Raw genomic sequence first — 20,188 nt, 5'->3', positions numbered from 1 at the left:
GCACGGCAGACGCACTACGCTTGCTGCCATGAACACTCCGGCAATCCAAGCGGTGCTCGACCTTGAGCGCATTGACAAAGACATCTACCGCGGACGTGCGATGGACTCCGATATCTTTGTTCGCACCTTCGGTGGGCACGTAGCGGGACAGGCCCTCGTCGCGGCGACCCGCACGGTCAGCGAGGACAAAAAGGTTCACTCGTTGCACGGGTATTTCTTGCGCGGTGGCGTGGCGAAGGCCGAAACGGTCTACAAAGTTTCGCGGCCGCGTGACGGGCGTAGTTTCGCCACGCGCACCGTCGAGGCGGTGCAGGACGGGGAAGTGATTTTTTCCATGCAAGCGAGTTTCCACGTCACCACCGACGAAGGTCCTGAGCATTTCGACCCGGTGCGCACAGTGCCGAAACCGGAGGAGCTTCCGCCGGCCGGCGCTGGCGTGGCCGAAAATCTCAAAGGTCTGAAGAAAGAATGGAAAGACTGGGACATTCGCCTTGTTCCGCCGAACGCCTACCAGCACGACTCGAACTCTGCGGGCCAGCAATTGGTGTGGTTTAGATCGCGTGTGCCCCTGCCGGACAATGACACCTTCCACGTGTGCACACTCGCCTACATGTCGGATATGACGCTGCTTTACACTGCGTTGGTGCCGCACCCCGGCCACAAAGTGCAGATGGCTTCGCTCGATCACGCGATGTGGTTTCTTCGTCCATTCCGCGCTGATGAGTGGCTTCTTTATGATCAGTCCTCTCCTTCGGCGCACCACGGTCGAGGCCTTGCGCAAGGCAAAATCTACGATTCGCGGGGCAACCTAGTTGCGGTGTGTATGCAGGAGGGACTGACCCGCTCTTTGCGTGAAGGGGCGACGACGTTGCCTGAGGAATCTCGTGAGCGGCAGGCTTCGTCCTCAAGCAATAGCTAAGTGCCAACCTTTAGTAGCGGCGGCGAGCTGCGTATACTGGTGTGCTGTTCAAACAATCCCGCGTGCGGCATTTGATGGCCCCATCGGGCGATCGCGAGGGCCCTTTCGGTCGCTTCAGCCAAACGTGCGGGAACCATCAACGGGAAAGGGGAGCTTGATATGGCAGGCCACTCAAAATGGGCGACAACCAAGCATAAGAAGGCCGCCAATGACGCCAAGCGCAGCAAAATGTTCGCCAAGATGATTAAGGACATCGAGGTGGCGGCGCGCTCCGGTGGTGGCGACCCTGCGGCCAACCCAACGTTGGAGACGATGATTGCGAAAGCGAAGCGTGCCTCTGTGCCCGCCGACAATATCGAGCGGGCCCGCAAACGTGGATCTGGCGAGGAAGCTGGCGGCGCTAACTGGGAGTCGGTGATGTACGAAGGGTACGGCCCCAATGGTGTCGCTCTGCTCATTGAGTGCCTGACCGACAACCGCAACCGCGCCGCTACTGAGGTGCGTACCGCCATGACGAAAAACGGCGGAAATCTGGGTGAGTCAGGTTCGGTGGGCTACATGTTTTCGCGCACCGGCATCGTGACGGTCAAGAAGGGCGACTTGACTGAGGATGATGTCCTCGTCGCGGTTCTGGAGGCTGGCGCCGAAGAAGTCAACGATCTCGGCGAAGTCTTCGAGGTCACCTCACAGCCGTCCGATATGCATGCCGTGCGTGACGCGCTCACCGCTGAAGGTTTCGAGGTAGAAGATGTCGAACAGGACTTTCGCCCTTCGACCGAGGTCGAGCTCGACCTAGAGGGGGCGAAGAAGCTGCAAAAGCTGATCGACGCCCTCGAGGACTCCGACGACGTCCAAAACGTCTATAGCAACTCCTCAATCAGCAGCGAAGTCGCAGCTCAAATGGAGGCATAGGCCTCGTTTTTGTGTCCTGTGAGCCCTGCCCGATTTTTCCCCGGGCAGGGCTTCGGCGGTTTTTGGGGCAGGCGGCAAGCAATGGGCAAGAACAACTGTGGTAGAACATATGTGTTAGAGGCAAGGAGGTGTGCGGGGCGCATGCAAAGTGGCGGTGTTGAAGGTCTGCGCGTGATGGGTATTGACCCCGGGCTAACGCGCTGTGGCCTGTCCATCGTCCAAGCAGGCAAAGGCCGCTCGATAATTCCGGTCGCCGTCGGCGTGGTGCGCACGCCGTCAACGGCGGAGCTTTCGGAGCGTCTCGTGCGGCTGTCGCGGGCCGTGAGCGAATGGATCGACGATTACCAGCCGGATGTGGTGGTCATGGAGCGCATCTTCGAGCGCGGCAATGTCTCCACCGTCATGCACACCGCGCATGCGGTGGGGGTGATGGTCCTCGCTGCCGCTGAGCGCGACATTCCAGTCCACATGTACACACCCTCCGAGGTGAAGAAGGCGATTTCCGGCAATGGTCGGGCGGATAAAAAGCAGATGACCACTATGGTCACCCGAATCCTGGGTCTGAGCGAGCCGCCGAAACCAGCCGACGCCGCCGATGCCCTCGCTATCGCGGTGTGCCACTGTTGGCGCGCACCCCTTCTCGCCCGCAGCGCCGCGCTGGCGAATCTTCACTTAGCCAACACTCACAACAACCTAAGCAGGTCACAACATGATTGATTCCCTCAACGGCGAGGTTATAAGCATTGGGCTCGACCATGCAGTCATCGAGTGTAACGGGGTGGGATACCGCTTCCTTTCTGCGCCACCTACGCTGGCGCGGCTGACACGTGGCGAGCGCGCCCGCGTGATGACAGCGATGGTGGTCAAAGATGACGGCGTGACGCTTTATGGTTTCGCCGACGACGACGCACGCTCAATGTTTCACAAGCTTCAAACGGTCAGCGGCCTCGGCCCGAAACTGGCCATCGCGTGTTTGTCGGTGTTTGATCCGGCGGAGCTCGCAGGCCACATCGCCGGAGATAACGTCAAGGCCATACAGACCATCCCGGGGGTGGGAAAGAAAATGGCGGAGCGCATGATTTTGGAACTCAAAGACAAACTCGACGCTTTCTCATCTGCGCCGCCAGACGCCGCTTCGGCTACCCCTAGCGGGGCCGGGAGCGCGTTGGTCACCGAGCAAGTGGTAGAAGCCCTCGTGGGGTTGGGTTTCAACGAACGTGTTGCGCGTCCGGTCGTCGACAAGCTCGTTGAGGCATCCCCGGAGGAATCATCTTCGGCTTTGCTGCGCGCGGCGCTTAGCCAGCTGGGCAAAAAGTAGGCGGTAGGGTTAAATCCATGTCGGACGTCGAAAAGACTGAGTTTTCTCTGCCTTCCGGGCCCACTCGCCCCGCACATTCGCTTGTCGACGCTACCGAGAAAGCCGAAGACAAAGACGTCGAAAAATCCTTGCGCCCGAAGTCAATTGATGAGTTCATCGGCCAGCCGAAGGTGCGTGAACAACTCAATTTAGTGCTTGCCGGGGCCCGCCAACGCAACGTCACCCCTGACCACATCCTGCTCTCCGGGCCTCCCGGGCTAGGCAAAACCACCATGGCCATGATCATTGCCCAGGAGCAAGGGACGTCGCTTCGCATGACTTCAGGTCCTGCACTGGAGCGCGCGGGTGATCTCGCAGCGATGCTGTCAAACCTCATGGAAGGCGATGTTCTTTTTATCGATGAAATTCACCGCATTGCCCGCCCCGCCGAAGAAATGCTCTACATGGCAATGGAGGATTTTCGCATCGATGTGATCGTGGGCAAAGGCCCGGGTGCTACCTCAATCCCGCTGGAGATTCCGCCTTTTACCCTCGTCGGCGCCACCACACGTGCAGGCATGCTCACCGGACCGCTGCGCGACCGCTTCGGCTTTACCGCCCAGATGGAGTTCTACGACACCGCAGACCTTACAGATGTGATTACGCGCGCCGCGGGGATTCTCGATGTCGGTATCGACGGGGACGCGGCAGTAGAAATCGCTTCGCGCTCGCGTGGCACGCCACGCATCGCCAACCGTCTGCTGCGCCGCGTGCGTGACTGGGCTGATGTCAACGGCACTGGGCGAGTTGACTTAGAAGCAGCTCAAGCTGCCTTGGCGGTTTTCGATGTCGACGAACTTGGGCTTGACCGCCTTGACCGCGCAGTGCTGTCATCTTTGATTCGGGGCCACGGTGGCGGCCCGGTCGGGGTGAGCACGCTCGCCATTGCAGTCGGGGAGGAACCTGCCACGGTGGAGGAGGTCTGCGAGCCTTACCTCGTGCGCGCCGGATTGATGGCGCGTACTGGCCGTGGCCGCGTTGCCACCGCCGCGGCGTGGAACCACCTCGGATTAACCCCACCTCCAGAGGCCCCCGGTCAACTGAATCTTCTCTAGCAAGCTCACGGCCAGAAGGCGACATACGCCACTTTTCACCCGAGGAACCCTGGGGCGAGCATGGATTTACCCCACGCATGCCGTAGCATTGCGCGATGGGCGCTTCGCCCCTTTCTTGCCGTGCCTGTCTGCGTAGGTCAAGGTGAGGAGCGAGGCAGTGTAGCAGTTTTTGAAATATGGAGGAGTTGCCTCAATGTCCGGAGTCAAACGGCGTTCGAGCGGCGCAGGAGTGAAAAGGACCTGGCCTGCACAGGCCCTGGCCCTTTTCGCCCTGATCGTGGTGATCGTCTACTCCCTGGTGTTTTTCACCGGGGACAAGTCGCCGACGCCGAAGCTCGGCATCGACCTGCAAGGCGGCACACGCGTCACCCTCGTGCCACAGGGAGAAGAACCGACTCGCGAGCAGTTGTCCGATGCCCGCAACATCATTGAAAACCGCGTCAACGGCATGGGTGTCAGCGGCGCTTCCGTCGTCGTCGACGGCAACACGCTGGTAATCACGGCGGCCGGCGATGACACCTCCGCGGTCCGCAACCTCGGACAGACTTCCCAGCTTGCGTTTCGCCCGGTACTTGACCAGCCCGCTGCCGACCCAACCCAGGTCGGTCCCGTCTTAGCCGAAACCGCTAACACGTGGGTCACATACGGGGTGCTGAGCAAGGACAAGGCTCAGGAGCGCCTCGGCCAAGTAGAAGGGACCGGTGAAGGAGAAAGCCCGACGATTACCGCCGAGCCTCTCGAAGACCCGGACGGGCCGGTGGCTGCCTCGCAGCGTCGCCAAGAAATCACAGAGATGCTGCGCGAGACTCGCCAGTCCGAGGACCCAGCCCAGCAATTCGCTGCAGTCCTATTGATGTCAGCCGTGTGTGCAGAGCAACAGACCGACCCGCTGGCCGGCACCGACGCACACGACGTGCCGCTGGTCGCCTGCGATTCCGCCACCCTGCAACCGCTCCTTTTGGGCCCGGTTCCACTGCTCAACGATCAAACCGATCCGGACGGTAAGCGATTGACCGGAGATCAGATTGACACCAAGCGCCCCATCACCGGCGGTTTCAACCCGCAAACCAGCCAGATGGAGATTAGCTTCGCCTTTAGTCAGGCGGGTGAATCCAACGGCTCCCAAACGTGGTCGCGCTTAACTCAAGACATGTTGGGTAAACAAATCGCCATCACGCTCGATTCGCAGGTCATTTCCGCCCCCGTCATCCAGGGAGCGACCCCGCCGGGCTCAGCGACCTCAATCACTGGTAATTTCACCCAGGCAGAAGCCGAAGGGTTGGCCAACAACCTGCGCTACGGCGCGCTGCCTTTGTCTTTCGCGGGCGAAAATGGAGAGCCAGGCGGCACCGCCCAGACCGTGCCGCCTTCCCTCGGCCTCGCCTCTTTGAAGGCTGGTCTGTACGCAGGTATCGCGGGATTTGTGCTTGTTGCCCTGTTCGTATTCTTCTACTACCGCCTCTACGGGCTGATCTCCCTGTTTAGCCTCATCGCTTCCGGCGCGTTGGTCTACGGCGCTTTGGTGCTTTTGGGCCGCTGGATCGGCTACTCTCTCGATCTGTCCGGCATCGCCGGCTTGATCATTGGCGCCGGAGCCATCGCCGACTCCTTCGTGGTTATCTACGAACGCATTAAAGACGAATTGCGCAAAGGCAAGACTTTCCGTTCGGCATCGGCCAACGGCTGGCAACGTGCCCGCGACACTATCGTCACCGGCAACATAGTTACCCTGATCGGTGCCGTGACCGTTTACCTGCTCGCCGTCGGCGATGTCAAGGGATTCGCCTTCACCATGGGCCTGACAACCATCTTCGGTCTTGTCGTGACTTTCTTGGTCACAGCCCCGTTGATGATTCTGGCCTCGCGCAGCGAGTTTTGGTCCAAGCCGGCAGTCAACGGCCTGGGCAAAGTGTTTCGCCTCGTCGAGGAGGAACGCTCCAATGAAGTCCCCGCCAACACCGTCACCACCGAACACGGTGAGGAGAAGTAACCATGGGTAGCACAACAACGTCCACCGCTAACTCGGCCACTCACATGCAGCCCCGCACGCGCTCGCGTTTTGACCGCCTTTACACCGGCGACGGCGCCATCGACTTCATTGGCCGCTCCAAACTGTGGTACACCATCTCCCTCGCACTGTTGACAATTTCGCTTTTAGCCATGATCTTCCGCGGCTTCAACCTCGGCATCGATTTCGAAGGTGGCACGAAGATGACCATGCCGGCAGGCGACCTCGTTGCAGAGCAGGTGGAGGAGACATTCATCGAAGCCACCGGCACAACTCCGGAGCTGACCCAAATCGTCGGCGCCGGTGACAGCCGCGTGTTGGAGATCAACTCCGCCCACCTGTCGCAGGAGCAGATCGACGCGGCCCGCCAGGCCATTTACGAGACGTACCAACCGGTCAACGCGGAGGGTGAGGCGAGCGCGGATGCGATCGGCGACTCGACGGTATCGGAGTCTTGGGGCTCGACCATCACCAAACGCATGCTCATTGCCATGGGCGTGTTCTTCATCGCCGCCGCCTTCTACATGGCGTTGCGCCTGCAACGCGATATGGCTATCGCCGCTATGGTTACCCTTTTCGCTGACGGGTTTTTAATCGTGGGTGTCTACGCCTTGTTCGCACTCGAGGTAACTCCGGCGATGATCATTGGCCTGCTCACCGTGTTGACCTTCAACATCTACGACAAGGTCATCGTCTTTGACAAAGTGAAGGAAAACACCACTGGCGTCTTAGACTCGCGCCGCTCTACCTTCGCCGAAGAAGCGAACCTGGCCATCAACCAGACCGTCATGCGCTCAATTTCGACCTCTGTCATTTCTGCCTTACCGATCATCGCCCTCATGGTCGTCGCCGTGTGGCTGCTTGGTGTGGGCACTCTCCGAGATTTGGCTTTGATCCAGCTCATCGGCGTTATTGAAGGCATTGTTTCCTCGCTGTTTTTGGCCACCCCGCTGTTGGTAACAATTGTCAACCGCCGCGAAAAGTACCGCAAACACAACGAAGAGGTGCAACGCTTCCGCAACGGTGAGATCGACAACGACGGATCCTCTGAGGAGGCGCCCCGACGCACCATCGACAGCCCCGCCGTTGCCGCAGCGAATTCGCCTTCACAGGTGCCAACGAACGCGACGGCGACATGGAGGCCGAACACACGGTAAAAGGGGAGCGCAGAAGCAGCGTGGAAGGATCGAAGATGAAAAAGATGCGCGCCATCGGCGCTATCGTGGGGGCGGGTCTTGTCCTGTCGAGCTGTTCCGAGTCTGCCCGCCCAGCAAGCGACGATTCGAGCAGGGACCACTTCGGCTACGAATTGCCTGTCAACGTCACCACCACTAACGCGGGCACCTTGGTTGGCTCGACCGAACTTGCACAGATGCTCTCGGGTCGGCTTTACCCAGGCGTGTTCGTGCCGGGGCCGAGCGGCCAGATGATTCCGAACACTGATCTTGTGACCACCCAGGTGTTGCCGGGAGCTCAACGCCGTGTGATCTACAAGTTATCTGCGGATGCGCATTTCTCAGATGGTACTCCGGTGACCTGCACCGACTATTTGCTTGCCTCGACGGCTGGTACGATGCCGGAGATCTTTGGCTCACACATGCCGCTTTTTAAGGAAGTAGATGAGGTAGTTTGCGAGCCAGGGGCCAAGGAATTTACCGTCATCTTCGAAACCGGTGGAGGTGGCCTTTGGCGAGGTTTGTTTGAAGCTGGCACCGTAGTGCCGGCCCATGTGGTGGCGCGCAAGGCGGGTGTGGAGCCGAGCCAGCTGGTGGAGGCGTTGAGTTCGCGTGATCCGGTAGCGTTGCAGCCGATCGCTGAGGCCTGGCGCAACGGCTTTAACCTTGACGGGTTTGACCCAGCCATGCACGTCTCCTTTGGCCCGTACCGGATTGAAACCGTCGGAGAATCGGGTGAAGTCACGCTAGTGACCAATGATTCCTACTATGGTGACCCGCCGCGCACCCCGAAACTTGTGGTGTGGCCTGATAGCACCGATTCCGAGCAGCTCGTCAAAGAAGGTGCGCTTCGGATCGCTGACCTGTCGCAGCCGCACCCACAGTGGCTTGACCTCAATGCGGAAGACAACCCCTTTGACGTAGAACGCGTCGCCGGCGACCTGACCGACACGCTGACTTTTGCACCTGCCGGTGTGTGGTCCTACCCGTTGAACCGGCAGGCGCTTGCGGCTTGCATCGACCCGTCCGCTGCGGCCCGAGCTTCTAGTGAGGCCAGTGGGGTTGATGTGCCGCCCCACCTGGTGCATGTGGTGTCTGCGAATGATGTTTTGGCGGGCAAGTTTGCAGACATCGTGGACCGCCACGCCACGGTGGACACGAATTTGGCAAGCGCTTTGGCTGGAATGGAGGTGCGGGTGGGCTATCTCGGTTCCAGCCCCCATTATCCGGCTATGGTGGAGGCGTTGCGCGTTTCCTGCGAACCGGCGGGTGTCAAAATTGTGGACGCGGGGGCTGGTAAGACGCTTGGTGATCTGCCGCATGTTCAACTTGGCGAGTGGGGCCAAGAAACGGTCACGGAAGGCTCGATTGATCTTCTTTTGCATCCGGTCGACCCAGGCACCCAGTACAGTGGCGGCGGCGCTCGGGCCCAGGATGTTCCCGCCTTGCGCGAGCGGGAAGGCAAGCTGTGGGAGGAGCTTTCCTCTTTTCCGTTGGCGGCTCAACCCCGCAACTTCGCGGTGGACCGCCATGTGGGTAACGTGAGTGTGTACACCGGAAGCGCGGGCCTTGGTTGGAACATGGATCGATGGCAGATCGCGGCCCCGCAGCCGTCCAGCACTACCGAGAATTAGCGAGGACGACGTGGTTGACAACACACCAGGTTCGACTTTTTCCACTGCCGCGCAGGCGCTTCGCGCGAAGATCCGCAGGGTCGCGGATTTTCCTGAGAAGGGGGTTCTTTTTGAAGACCTGACGCCGGTGCTTGCCGACGGCCCCGCGCTCAACGCCGTCATCCGTGAGCTCGCCGAGCGCAGTCGAGAGTTAGGGGCCGACATGATCGGCGGCCTCGACGCCCGCGGCTTTTTGTTGGGTTCTGCAGTGGCCTATGAGCTGGGTCTTGGGGTGTTGGCCATCCGCAAGAAGGGGAAGTTGCCGCCGCCGGTTATCGCCCAGGAGTACACCACCGAGTACAGCTCGGCTGCCTTGGAGATTCCCGCTGAGGGCATTGATTTTCGGGGGCGCAAGGTGGTGCTTGTCGACGATGTCCTCGCAACCGGCGGCACTCTCGTGGCCGCTACTGACTTGATTGAACGCGCCGGTGGTAGCGTCGTTGGGTACGTAGTGGTCCTTGAGGTCGATGGCCTCGGGGGCAGGGAGAAACTTTCCGGTGCGCCGCTGGTAGTTCTAGCGGAGAACGGCTGAATAGTTCGCGGGCCGGAAAGGGGACGCTCCTTTGTAGAGGCGGAAGGGTTTGCCAATGACGAACGAAAAGATGGCCAAGCGATCCGGCACGAGCGTGCGCAGTGTGTCCGCGCGGCTAGCGCGTTCTCTCACTGGCGGTCGGGTCAAAGTTAACCCGGTTCTTGACCCGCTAATGTCGCTGCACAGGACGTATCATCCGAAGGCTGATGCGGAGCAGCTCAACCGTGCCTACGACACGGCTGAGCGCCTGCATGAAGGTGTCTTTCGCAAATCGGGTGATCCCTACATCACCCACCCACTCGCCGTGGCTACAATTTGCGGCGAGATCGGCATGGACACGACAACTTTGGTTGCCGCCTTGCTGCATGACACCGTCGAAGACACCGACTATTCCTTGGCGGATCTGACCCGGGATTTCGGGCCCGAAGTAGCTCGGCTTGTCAACGGCGTGACAAAACTGGACAAGGTTGCGTTGGGGGCAGCGGCCGAGGCGGAAACAATCCGCAAGATGATCGTCGCTATGGCCGAAGATCCCCGCGTTTTGGTGATCAAGGTTGCCGACCGTCTCCACAACATGCGCACGATGCGTTTTTTGCCGCCTGAAAAGCAGGCAAAGAAAGCGAAGGAAACCCTCGACGTCATCGCCCCGTTGGCGCACCGGCTGGGGATGGCCTCGGTGAAATGGGAGCTGGAGGATTTGGCCTTCGCCATCCTCTATCCGAAGAAGTACGAGGAGATTGTGCGGCTTGTCGCCGACCGTGCGCCCTCGAGAGACCGCGCGCTTAAGGAGATTACTCAGCAGCTCCAGGCGGAGCTTAAGTCCAACAACATCAAAGCTGAGGTGATGGGCCGGCCGAAGCATTACTGGTCGATTTACCAAAAGATGGTCGTGCGAGGCCATGAGTTCAATGAGATTTTCGATTTAGTTGGCCTGCGTGTGTTGGTTGACAATGTCCACGATTGCTATGCCGCGATCGGTGTCGTCCACTCGCTGTATTCCGCGTTGCCGGGCAGGTTCAAAGACTACGTGTCTAGCCCGCGTTACGGCGTCTACCAGTCGTTGCATACTACGGTGATTGCCGAGGGAGGTCGGGCGCTCGAGGTGCAGGTGCGCACCCATGAGATGCACTACAACGCGGAGTTCGGTGTCGCTGCGCATTGGCGGTACAAAGAATCGAAGGGTTCCCACAAGGGCGATCAGGCGGAGATCGACCAAATGGCGTGGATGCGTCAACTGCTGGATTGGCAGAAAGAAGCTGCGGATCCGAACGAGTTCCTCGATTCTTTGCGCTACGACCTGAGCAGTCAGCAGATTTTCGCTTTCACCCCAAAAGGCGACGTGATCAACCTCCCGGCAGGTTCTACACCCGTCGACTTCGCTTATGCTGTGCACACTGAGGTGGGGCACAGGTGTATTGGCGCCAAGGTCAATGGCAAACTTGTCGCGCTTGAGTCGAAGCTCAACTCCGGCGACAAAGTTGAGGTGTTTACCTCCAAGGATGTCAACGCTGGTCCTTCGCGCGACTGGCAGGAGTTCGTGGTTTCGCCGCGAGCAAAGGCAAAGATCCGCCAGTGGTTTGCCAAGGAGCGCCGTGAGGAGCACTTGGAGGCAGGCCGGGACGCGCTTGCGGCGGAGGTGCAGCGCGGTGGTTTGCCGATGCACCGCCTGTTCACAGCGGATTCGATGCGTAGTGTAGCCGCCCAGTTGCATTACCCGGATGTTGATTCCCTCTACACCGCGATCGGCGCGGGCAACGTGTCGGCGCAGCACGTGGCCAAGCTTCTGACTGATTTGTTCGGCGGGGAGGGCGATGCTGTGGACGCGCTGGCGGCGCGCACCCCGATGTCCGAGCTGGTGCGCCCTGAGATCCGTGACTCAAGCGTAGGCATTTTGGTGGAGGGCAGCCCGGATGTGATGGCGAAGTTGGCGAAGTGTTGCCAGCCGGTGCCGGGAGACGAAATTTTCGGTTTTGTCACTCGCGGTGGAGGGGTGTCGGTGCACCGTTCGGATTGCACAAACGCAGCGAAGCTCAACGAGGAACCGGAGCGACTTATTTCTGTGGCGTGGGCGGGGGCTTCCAGCGCCGGCTCCGCGACGATGGCCACCTTGAATGTTGAGGCTTTGGACCGGCAGGGACTTCTCGCGGAGCTAACGGGAGTACTGTCCGAACAAAAGCTTCCCATTACCGCTTTGAGCTCGAAGATTGGCAACGATAACATTGCCAACATTCGGTTTACCGTCGGTGTTTCCGACACCAAGCAGCTCGGAGCCTTGATGAATCAGGTGCGCAACATCGAGGGTGTTTTCGATGTTTTCCGTGTGACTGCCTAGAAAAAGAAATTTTCACGGGCTCAGGCGCAATGAAGGGGCGTCGCTACTGCCTCGCTGCCGCCCCTGAGAAGTTCTGCGGGATAAGGAAAGCCACCCAGTCCGTGGTGGAGAGGGTGGCTTCAGGCTCACTAAGTTGAGTCTTTAGAACATCGTGATGTACTTGGCGGCGAAGCCACCAATGGCGCTGAGCACACCGATGATCGCGGTGATGACGCTGAGCCAGGACTTGATTTCCTCAGCCTTTTCCTTGCTGTTCTTCTCGTTCCAATCATCGGAGGAACCAAAAGAAGACTCGTTCTTCGCGGTCGGCGTGGGTTTCGCCGGCGTCGTGGGAGCCGGAGCGGCGGCGGTGGTGGTAGCGGTGGTGGTGGCGGTGGTCTGAGCCTGTGCCGGAAGAGCAACACCAGCGGTAACCAGTGCGCCTGCAGTCAGTGCAGCAACAATGCCGTTGCGAAGCTTCATGAGTGATCCAATCTTTCGGAGCATCGAAATTACGCAGCTCACTCTAACTCCCATCGTACAAATGTGCAACACATTTGTGTTGCTAACTACCTGCCGGCGCGCTGCTTTCTTGCTTAAGCACCGTTAAGCGATGGTGGCTTTGACAATTCTGACTTCCTCGACAGGTGCACCATCAGGCAGGCCGTCTTCAGCACCGACCTGAGCTATTTTGTCCAGTGTCGCCAAACCTTCGTCGGTGATCGTCCCGAAGTAGGTGTAGCTCGGCGGCAAGGTGGAATCGCCGTAATTGAGGAAGAATTGGGAGCCGTTGGTGCCCAATCCAGCGTTGGCCATAGCGATCGTTCCTCGTTCGTAGACCACGGGGGTTTCGCCTTGCAGCAACTGGCCCTTGAACTGTTCTAACTGTTCGGCGGGAAGCCCGTCGGGAAGTTGGGATAAGTCGACCTTCTCTAATGCCTCATCGGTGGGGTACTCGTTGGCAAAGGTAAAGCCTGGCCCGCCCGAGCCGGTTCCGGTGGGATCGCCGCACTGCAGAACCTTCAAACCTTCGCTGGTGGTGAGACGGTGGCAGACGGTTTCGTCGAAGTAGCCTTGGGAGGCGAGGTATTCGATCGAGTTGACGGTGCAGGGGGAAACCGCACGGTCAAGTTCCATGCCGATTGGTCCGGCGCTGGTGTCAAGGTTGATCGTTACCGTGCCCTGCGCAGAAATGTTGTCAGTTGCGGGGGTGCCCACGTCCCTGCCGGGCTCACCTGGGGATGCTTCGTAGGCGCAACTTACAGTGTCTCCGAGAGGGGTGGCGCGCTTTTTTGTCAAAGGCTCGCCGGTGATCGGCTCGGCTTCAATCGTTTCCTGCTCAGCAGATTCTGTACGGGATTGCGCGGCGGAGGTAGCAGCGTCAGTGTCTGAGTTGTCGTTGTCCTGGTTGGCCAAAAAGAAGATGCCGCCACCTGCAGCAAGCACCACGACGGCAGATAGTGCGGCGATTGTCCATGGTGCGGACTTTTCTTTGCGGTCGCGGGAGTTCAGTTCGCGCTCCAGGTGCTTCAGGGCATCTTTGCCTCGCTGTTCGTTGTTTGCCACGGTGTCATTACCTCGCTATAGCAGTTGAGTGTTGAAGATTTGCTGAGCCGGGGCAGCCCGGCAGATGTGAAAAGAAAGCTTAGCAGCCAGATGTGGGCTGATTCCGGTGCAGCAGCTATTAGGCTGTCGTCCATGAAGATCACCGGTTTTGCTGCGGGACCCTTCCAAACGAATTGTTATGTTTTTATCAATGAGGATTTGCCGGGCAACCCCGCTTTCGTCGTCGACCCGAGCCTCGGGGCGTATCCGAAGGTGATGGAGGTTGTCCAGCAGGAGGATGCTTCGTTGTGTGCGGTGCTGTTGACCCATGGGCACATCGATCACACTCGTGATGCTGGTTTGTTTGCTCTGCCCACACACATCCACCCGGCGGACGAGTTCATGTTGGACGGCGGTGAGGGGGTGTCGTTGCGCCTGCGGCTGCCTTTCGACGTGGACAACATGAAGCCGATCGCGGATGTGCGCCATGTTCAGGATGGGGAAAACCTGACCCTTGCCGGGATCACCTTACGTGCTCGCCACGCCCCTGGGCACTCGCCGGGGAGCACACTTTTCGTCGGTGCCGGCTTTGTCATCGCGGGAGATGTGTTGTTTCGCGGCTCGGTCGGGCGGACGGATTTACCGCACTCGGACCCTGACAAGATGCAGGATAGTTTGCGCGGGCCCGTGTGGGAGATCGACGACGACGCTGCCGTTTTGCCCGGCCACGGTCCTACTACTGTGATGGCTCACGAGCGCGCCACGAATCCTTTCCTGCTCGCTGCCTGTGCGGGACGGTAGACGCTGGGGTAAATCGGCGGCGCTAGAATCTTTTGCTATGACCGAGAGCAACACAGCGCCCCAGCGCAGCAACCAAGTATCTTTGTCCGCGCCGAAGGGCGTGCCGGATTATATTCCGCCGGCGTCTTCGACGTTTATTCGTGTGCGCGACGAGTTTGCGCGTCAGGCGCGTGTGGCTGGTTACCAACATATTGAGCTGCCCATTTTTGAAGACACCTCGTTGTTTGCTCGGGGTGTGGGGGAATCGACTGACATTGTGTCGAAGGAGATGTATACCTTTAACGATCGTGGGCAACGCTCGGTCACGCTGCGCCCTGAGGGTACTGCGGGTGTGATGCGCGCGGTGGTTCAGCACAATCTGGATCGTGGTTATTTGCCGGTGAAGCTTAACTACTATGGGCCGTTCTTTCGCTATGAGCGTCCGCAGTCGGGGCGTTACCGCCAGCTCCAGCAGGTTGGTGTTGAGGCGATTGGTGTGGACGATCCGCTTTTAGATGCGGAGGTTATCGCTTTGGCTGATCGCTGTTACCGCTCAGTTGGTTTGACAGGATTTCGCCTTGAGCTGACCAGCCTCGGTGACAACACTTGTCGGCCGCAGTACCGCGAGAAACTGCAGCAATTTTTGTTCAAGCTCCCGCTCGACGAGGAGACGCGGCGCCGTGCGGAGATCAACCCGTTGCGTGTCTTGGACGATAAGCGCGGTGAGGTGCAGAATTTGCTTGTCGACGCCCCCCTGATGCTCGATCACCTCTCCGCTGAGTCCCGCGTCCACTTTGAAACGGTCTTGGGCACCCTAGACGATCTTGGGATCGAGTACACGATCAACCCGCGCATGGTGCGTGGGTTGGACTATTACACGAAGACGACGTTTGAGTTTGTCCACGATGGTTTAGGGGCCCAGTCCGGCATTGGTGGGGGCGGACGCTACGACGGTTTGATGGCACAGATCGGTGGCCAGGATCTTTCCGGGATCGGTTTCGGCCTTGGCGTTGATCGCACCGTTTTAGCTCTGGAAGCTGAGGGTGTCACCCTTGATGGTGTAGACAGCCGCGTCGACGTTTTCGGAGTTGCCATCGGTCTGGCCGCTAGCAAACGCATGAGCACGCTTATCGACGCTATTCGGGCCGCCGGAATCAGCGCCGACATGAGCTATGGCGGGCGCGGACTGAAAGGGGCGATGAAAGGCGCTGACCGTGCCCAAGCGCGCTATGCGTTAGTTCTCGGCGAGCGCGAGTTGGAGGCTGGGACCGTCGCGGTAAAAGATCTCGCTGCGCATACTCAAGTTGATGTCGCGTTGACGGTCGATGCCGTAATTGAGGCGGTTCGTAGATAGTTTCAGTCAAACCTGGGGCGAAAGGATTCACCAAGCTACAGCATGGCGCCGGCATGCTGGGGGCACGTGGGATTGTGGGGCTAAGTTAGCATTCCGTGATGTTGACGGGCATACCCAACTGCACCGCTAGTCCTCCCATCGACGTTTCTTTGTACTTGGTGTTCATATCCCGGCCTGTTGCGGCCATTGTCTCAACGACATCATCGAGGGCGACGATATTTGTGCCGTCGCCAAGCTTGGCCAAACGCGCTCCGTTGATCGCCTTGACTGCGCCGATGGCATTGCGTTCGATGCACGGTACCTGCACCAGACCGCCCACCGGATCGCACGTCAAGCCGAGGTTGTGTTCAAGGGCGATCTCGGCTGCGTTTTCGACCTGCTGGGGCGAGCCACCCAAAAAGGCGCACATGCCTGCCGCCGCCATCGCGGAGGCGGATCCAACTTCGCCCTGGCAGCCGACTTCCGCGCCCGAAATGGAGGCATTGTTTCGAATGATGACGCCGATAGCGCCTGCGGTGAGCAAGAACTCACGGGCGCGTTCGATGGTGAAATCGTCGGTGAAATCACGGCAATAATGCATAACCGCGGGAATGATGCCGGCTGCGCCGTTGGTTGGGGCGGTGACCACCTGGCCGTGGGCCGCGTTTTCTTCGTTGACGGCTAGCGCATACAGGTTGACCCACTCCATTGCGTCGAGCCCTCGCGACGTCGACGACTCACATTCGGCGGTGAGCAGGCGATAGAGCCGTGGCGCGCGGCGCGTCACGTTGAGGCCGCCAGGCAAAACACCCTCCGACTTGACACCTTTCGAGACGCACTCTTGCATCACGTTCCACACCTCATCGAGGTGCAGGCGCAATTTATCCCACCCGTGAAGGGCTTCTTCGTTGGCGCGCATGACCTGGGCAATGCTAAGTCCATGTGCTTCACAGATCGTGAGCAGTTCCTCGCCACTATGAAACGCGAAGGGGACGGTAGGCGTGCCCTGGGCGGAAAAGATAGCTGCTTTTTGCCCTTTCGCTTTGATCCCGGCGGAATCAAGGATGAATCCGCCGCCGATGGAGAAAAACTCCACGCGGGAGGCAACCTGGTTGCTCTGCTCGTCCCAGGCGTCAAAAATTAAGCAATTGGGGTGTTGTGGAACAGGGGTTGGATCGAAGACTATTTCATACTCGATGCTGCCAGCGGGGCCTTCCACAGTGCCTGAGGCAGGGATGGCTTCACCCGGCAAAGGGCGCACATCCGAGGAAATGGTCAATGGTGTCCAGCCAACTAGGCCAAGGAGGACGGCGCGGTCGGTGCCGTGACCGATGCCGGTTGCTGCAAGGGAGCCACGCAATTCCACACGCACGCGGGCGGGAAGCGCTCCCAGGTCCTCCACGAATTGGTTAGCGGCTCGGATCGGGCCGACAGTGTGGGAAGATGATGGGCCGATACCGATGCTGAAAAGGTCAACAACGCTGACGGTGCTGCGGGGCATGCGCAAAACTTTACCTCACCGTGGTGCAGTTCACGGTGGGGCGAGGTGCGTTGCACCAACGCAGGCAAAAAGCGTCCGGGGTGGCCTTTCGGCCAGTCCCGGACAGCTATTCTGGTAGCGCGCTTAGCTTTCAGCGTCGCCGTGAAGCAAATTCCTGAAAGGGACGAAATCTTCTTCCGGGTCGACTCCGTTTCGGCGCGGGCGGGCGGCGCTTCCTGAGCCCAAGCCAGGGTTTGCAATCATGAGCCCAACAAGCTCGCTGGCGGCGCGGTTGATGCGCTCCTGCATCTCCCGGCCCTCGGCACCGCCGAAATCCTCAGTGGCGGCAAAGACGGAAGTAGGCACAACCACCGCACGCATAAAGGTAAACAGAGGCCGCATTGCGTACTCGGTAATCAGGGAGTGACGTGCAGTGCCGGCAGTAGCCACCAACACGGTGGGCATACCGTTGAGCGCTTCGGTGTCGAGCAGGTCGAAAAAGAGCTTAAACAGTCCCGTGTAGCTCGCCTTAAAAACAGGGGTGGCGGCGATCAGGCCGTCGGCTAAAGATAGCTCCCGGAAGACATCGGCAAGGCGCTGCGGCACGACGCCGGTGGTGGAAGCCTGAATCAGCTCAGGGGAGTAGTCGCGGATTTCTACTGTGGTCACCTTGACCTGTTCGCGGTCGGCGGCGAGAGACTGCGCGGCCGTGGCGATGGAATCTGCTACCTGGCGGGTGGCGGAAGGCGTTGACAACCCGGCGCTGAGAACAACAAGTTGAGCCATTTTTACTGCTCCTTTCCAGGCTCGACGCTAAAGTGCGGGTGGTCCTCGCCGGCCTGCTTCGCGGCGAGCAGGGTATCGAAAGTCGGCGGGTTGGAGGGGACGTGATCGGGGCGGCGCTTTTCCATGCGCTCGCGCAGTTCCGGAACCACCTGGGTGCCGAGGATTTCGATCTGGTTGAGGACAACTTCCAAAGGCAAACCGGCGTGGTCGATGAGAAAGAGCTGGCGCTGGTAGTCGCCCACCCAGTCGGCGAACTGGAGGGTGCGCTCAATGACCATCTCCGGGGTACCGACAGTCAGTGGCGTTGTTGTGGTGAACTCCTCCAAGCTGGGGCCGTGTCCATAGACGGGGGCGTTGTCGAAGTAGGGGCGGAACTGCTTGACGGCAGCCTCCTCCGACTCGGCCATAAAGACCTGGCCGCCGAGGCCAACGATTGCTTGATCCGCGCGGCCGTGGCCGTAGGCTTCGAAGCGGCGGCGATACAGGTTGACCATCGCCGCGGTGTGTTCCTTGTTCCAAAAGATATTGTTGTGGAAGAAGCCATCCCCGTAGAAGGCGGCCTGCTCGGCGATCTGCGGTGAGCGGATGGAGCCGTGCCACACAAACGGCGGAACCTTCTCCAGCGGTGTAGGTGTGGCTGTAAACCCGTTGAGCGGGGTACGGAACTTGCCTTCCCAGTTAACTACCGGCTCACGCCACAGGCGGCGAAGAAGGTGGTAGTTCTCGACTGCAAGGGGGATGCCATCCATGATGTTTTTGCCAAACCAGGGGTAGACCGGCCCGGTGTTGCCGCGTCCGAGCATGAGGTCCATGCGACCGTCGACGAGGTTTTGTAGGAAGGAGTAATCCTCGGCAATACGCACTGGGTCGGTGGTGGTGATCAGTGTGGTCGACGTCGACAGTTGGAGGTTTTTCGTTTGCGCACCGATGTAGGCCAGGTGGGTGGTTGGGGAGGAGGGCACGAAGGGCGGGTTGTGGTGCTGGCCCGTGGCGAAGACGTCAAGGCCGACTTCCTCCGCCTTCAAGGCGATGGCGGTCATGGCGTCGATGCGCTCTTTTTCGGTCGGGGTGGTGCCGTTGGTCGGGTCCGTGGTGACGTCGCCGATGGTGAAGATGCCGAATTGCATGATCTGGTCCTTCCGGGAAGCTTTTGCTGTTTCTTTCACTCTTAACAACATTGATGATATGTCATCTATTCCAGTTGAGTCCACCCCGCCGCGCCAAAAAACACCCCCGCGCTACTCCAAAAGAGCAACACCGGGGGTGAAAGCGAGCAACCCAATCAGGAGGAATAGACACCACGGTTAAGGAAGTCGCAGGATGCCATCTTGCCCGAGGTATAACCCGCCATAAACGCCTCTTCACGCTGCTGCGAGGAGCCGTGTGTCCACGCGTCCGGGTCGACCTCTTGGCCGGACCGCTTCTGGATATTATCGTCGCCAATGGCGCGGGCTGTTTGGACAGCCTGGCTAAGCTGCTCGCGGGTGATCGGTTCGAGAGCGGCGTCTGGACCTTCGGAAGCATGCTTCGCCCAGATTCCCGCGTAGCAGTCGGCCTGCAACTCAATGGCCACCGCAGCCGAATCCTCGCCGGGGTCGTTGTAGTTGCTCAACCCAAGAGTTCCCTCCAGGTGCTGGATGTGGTGGCCCATTTCATGGGCGACCACATACTCCTGAGACAAGGGGCCATCTTCGCCACCCAACGCAGCGAGCTGGTCAAAGAAATCCACGTCCATGTACGCCGTGGTGTCCCTGGGGCAATAAAATGGGCCCGTTCGTGAGGTCGCGTTTCCGCACCCAGTGGATACGGAGCCCTTAAACAGGGTCATCCCGGGTTGCTCGTAGGCCACACCGGCCTGCTCCGCCAAAATCCGATCCCACACCTGATCAACCGAATACATGGTGTATTCCACCCGGCAGTCGCTGTACTGGTTCGCGGCTTCGGGGCCGGTGCAGTGGTCGAGGTTGTACCCGCTAGCTTGCGAGGATTGGTTCGAAGGCTGAGGTTGGCTGCCATCACCGAGGCCGCCACCGAGGAAATAGATCAAGGCGACGAGGATGATTGTGCCGATACCGCCGCCGCCCACAGCAATCGGCATACCGCCGAGGCCGCCCTTACCACCTGAGCTGGTGGAGACGCGGCCGCCGCCTCCTCCGGGCTTGAAGTCGCTTTTGAAAGTCATGATGAAAGTGTGCCAAATAAATGCTTTGGGCGAGGCAATTCGTGCCCCCAAAGAAAACTCCGCGCGCAGTCGCCACCCCAGCCCACGCGGCGCAAGCGACGGCTTTTGCGCTTGCTTGTCCGGGGGACAGGTAGACTTCC

General features: G+C 59.7%; 18 protein-coding genes. 12 read left to right on the top strand and 6 right to left on the bottom strand.

What is annotated here, in order from left to right; all coding sequences use genetic code 11:
- Positions 1-28: 28 nt before the first annotated feature.
- The 10 genes from VLL26_RS04135 (at position 29) to VLL26_RS04090 (ending at position 11,963) form a co-directional block, all read left to right on the top strand.
- Positions 29-919: an acyl-CoA thioesterase gene (locus VLL26_RS04135; RefSeq protein ID WP_342319853.1), complete on the top strand. Its 891-nt coding sequence runs from the start codon at positions 29-31 to the stop codon at positions 917-919.
- A 159-nt stretch (positions 920-1,078) separates the two neighbouring features.
- Positions 1,079-1,831, top strand: coding sequence for a YebC/PmpR family DNA-binding transcriptional regulator (locus VLL26_RS04130; protein ID WP_342319852.1), 753 nt, complete (start codon positions 1,079-1,081; stop codon positions 1,829-1,831).
- Between the two features lie 141 nt (positions 1,832-1,972).
- Entirely contained in the window at positions 1,973-2,548 is a 576-nt protein-coding gene (gene ruvC, locus VLL26_RS04125; protein WP_342319851.1) for a crossover junction endodeoxyribonuclease RuvC, read from the top strand.
- Positions 2,541-3,149 (top strand): Holliday junction branch migration protein RuvA, encoded by a 609-nt coding sequence (gene ruvA, locus VLL26_RS04120; protein ID WP_342319850.1) that lies wholly within the window; start codon positions 2,541-2,543, stop codon positions 3,147-3,149. Before ruvC ends, ruvA begins: the two co-directional genes overlap by 8 nt.
- Before the next feature lie 17 nt (positions 3,150-3,166).
- Positions 3,167-4,243: a Holliday junction branch migration DNA helicase RuvB gene (gene ruvB, locus VLL26_RS04115; RefSeq protein WP_342319849.1), complete on the top strand. Its 1,077-nt coding sequence runs from the start codon at positions 3,167-3,169 to the stop codon at positions 4,241-4,243.
- A gap of 193 nt (positions 4,244-4,436) precedes the next feature.
- Positions 4,437-6,233 (top strand): protein translocase subunit SecD, encoded by a 1,797-nt coding sequence (gene secD / locus VLL26_RS04110; protein WP_342319848.1) that lies wholly within the window; start codon positions 4,437-4,439, stop codon positions 6,231-6,233.
- Positions 6,234-6,235: 2 nt separating this feature from the next.
- Positions 6,236-7,408 (top strand): protein translocase subunit SecF, encoded by a 1,173-nt coding sequence (secF, locus tag VLL26_RS04105; protein ID WP_342319847.1) that lies wholly within the window; start codon positions 6,236-6,238, stop codon positions 7,406-7,408.
- A gap of 35 nt (positions 7,409-7,443) precedes the next feature.
- Positions 7,444-9,060 (top strand): ABC transporter substrate-binding protein, encoded by a 1,617-nt coding sequence (locus VLL26_RS04100; protein WP_342319846.1) that lies wholly within the window; start codon positions 7,444-7,446, stop codon positions 9,058-9,060.
- 10 nt (positions 9,061-9,070) lie between these two features.
- A complete protein-coding gene (locus VLL26_RS04095) occupies positions 9,071-9,631 on the top strand; it encodes an adenine phosphoribosyltransferase (protein ID WP_342319845.1) in 561 nt (186 codons plus the stop codon).
- Positions 9,632-9,686: 55 nt separating this feature from the next.
- On the top strand, positions 9,687-11,963 hold the full coding sequence (locus VLL26_RS04090) for a RelA/SpoT family protein (protein ID WP_342319844.1): 2,277 nt from the start codon (positions 9,687-9,689) through the stop codon (positions 11,961-11,963).
- Positions 11,964-12,104: 141 nt separating this feature from the next.
- Here the strand turns inward: VLL26_RS04090 and VLL26_RS04085 are convergent, their stop codons facing one another.
- Positions 12,105-12,425, bottom strand: coding sequence for a hypothetical protein (locus tag VLL26_RS04085; RefSeq protein WP_342319843.1), 321 nt, complete (start codon positions 12,423-12,425; stop codon positions 12,105-12,107).
- Between the two features lie 123 nt (positions 12,426-12,548).
- The gene (locus tag VLL26_RS04080; RefSeq protein ID WP_342319842.1) at positions 12,549-13,508 is read right to left on the bottom strand and encodes a peptidylprolyl isomerase; all 960 of its coding nucleotides are present in this window, start codon (positions 13,506-13,508) and stop codon (positions 12,549-12,551) included.
- Positions 13,509-13,640: 132 nt separating this feature from the next.
- Between VLL26_RS04080 and VLL26_RS04075 the strand changes: the two genes are divergently transcribed.
- Together VLL26_RS04075 and hisS are read left to right on the top strand one after the other, a co-directional pair.
- On the top strand, positions 13,641-14,288 hold the full coding sequence (locus VLL26_RS04075; RefSeq protein WP_342319841.1) for an MBL fold metallo-hydrolase: 648 nt from the start codon (positions 13,641-13,643) through the stop codon (positions 14,286-14,288).
- A 37-nt stretch (positions 14,289-14,325) separates the two neighbouring features.
- Positions 14,326-15,621, top strand: coding sequence for a histidine--tRNA ligase (gene hisS / locus VLL26_RS04070; RefSeq protein ID WP_342319840.1), 1,296 nt, complete (start codon positions 14,326-14,328; stop codon positions 15,619-15,621).
- A gap of 85 nt (positions 15,622-15,706) precedes the next feature.
- Here the strand turns inward: hisS and VLL26_RS04065 are convergent, their stop codons facing one another.
- From VLL26_RS04065 to ypfJ, 4 genes are all read right to left on the bottom strand, one after another.
- On the bottom strand, positions 15,707-17,101 hold the full coding sequence (locus VLL26_RS04065; RefSeq protein ID WP_342319839.1) for an L-serine ammonia-lyase: 1,395 nt from the start codon (positions 17,099-17,101) through the stop codon (positions 15,707-15,709).
- Positions 17,102-17,224: 123 nt separating this feature from the next.
- A complete protein-coding gene (locus VLL26_RS04060) occupies positions 17,225-17,866 on the bottom strand; it encodes a CE1759 family FMN reductase (protein ID WP_342319838.1) in 642 nt (213 codons plus the stop codon).
- A 2-nt stretch (positions 17,867-17,868) separates the two neighbouring features.
- A complete protein-coding gene (locus tag VLL26_RS04055) occupies positions 17,869-18,993 on the bottom strand; it encodes a CE1758 family FMN-dependent luciferase-like monooxygenase (RefSeq protein ID WP_342319837.1) in 1,125 nt (374 codons plus the stop codon).
- Positions 18,994-19,148: 155 nt separating this feature from the next.
- Positions 19,149-20,048, bottom strand: coding sequence for a KPN_02809 family neutral zinc metallopeptidase (gene ypfJ / locus VLL26_RS04050; RefSeq protein WP_342319836.1), 900 nt, complete (start codon positions 20,046-20,048; stop codon positions 19,149-19,151).
- Positions 20,049-20,188 lie beyond the last annotated feature (140 nt).

It is taken from the genome of Corynebacterium sp. BD556 (assembly GCF_038452275.1).
Classification (GTDB): domain Bacteria; phylum Actinomycetota; class Actinomycetes; order Mycobacteriales; family Mycobacteriaceae; genus Corynebacterium; species Corynebacterium mayonis.
The sequence above is the reverse complement of the archived record's forward strand: the minus strand, read 5'-3'. Positions and strand labels throughout refer to the sequence as shown.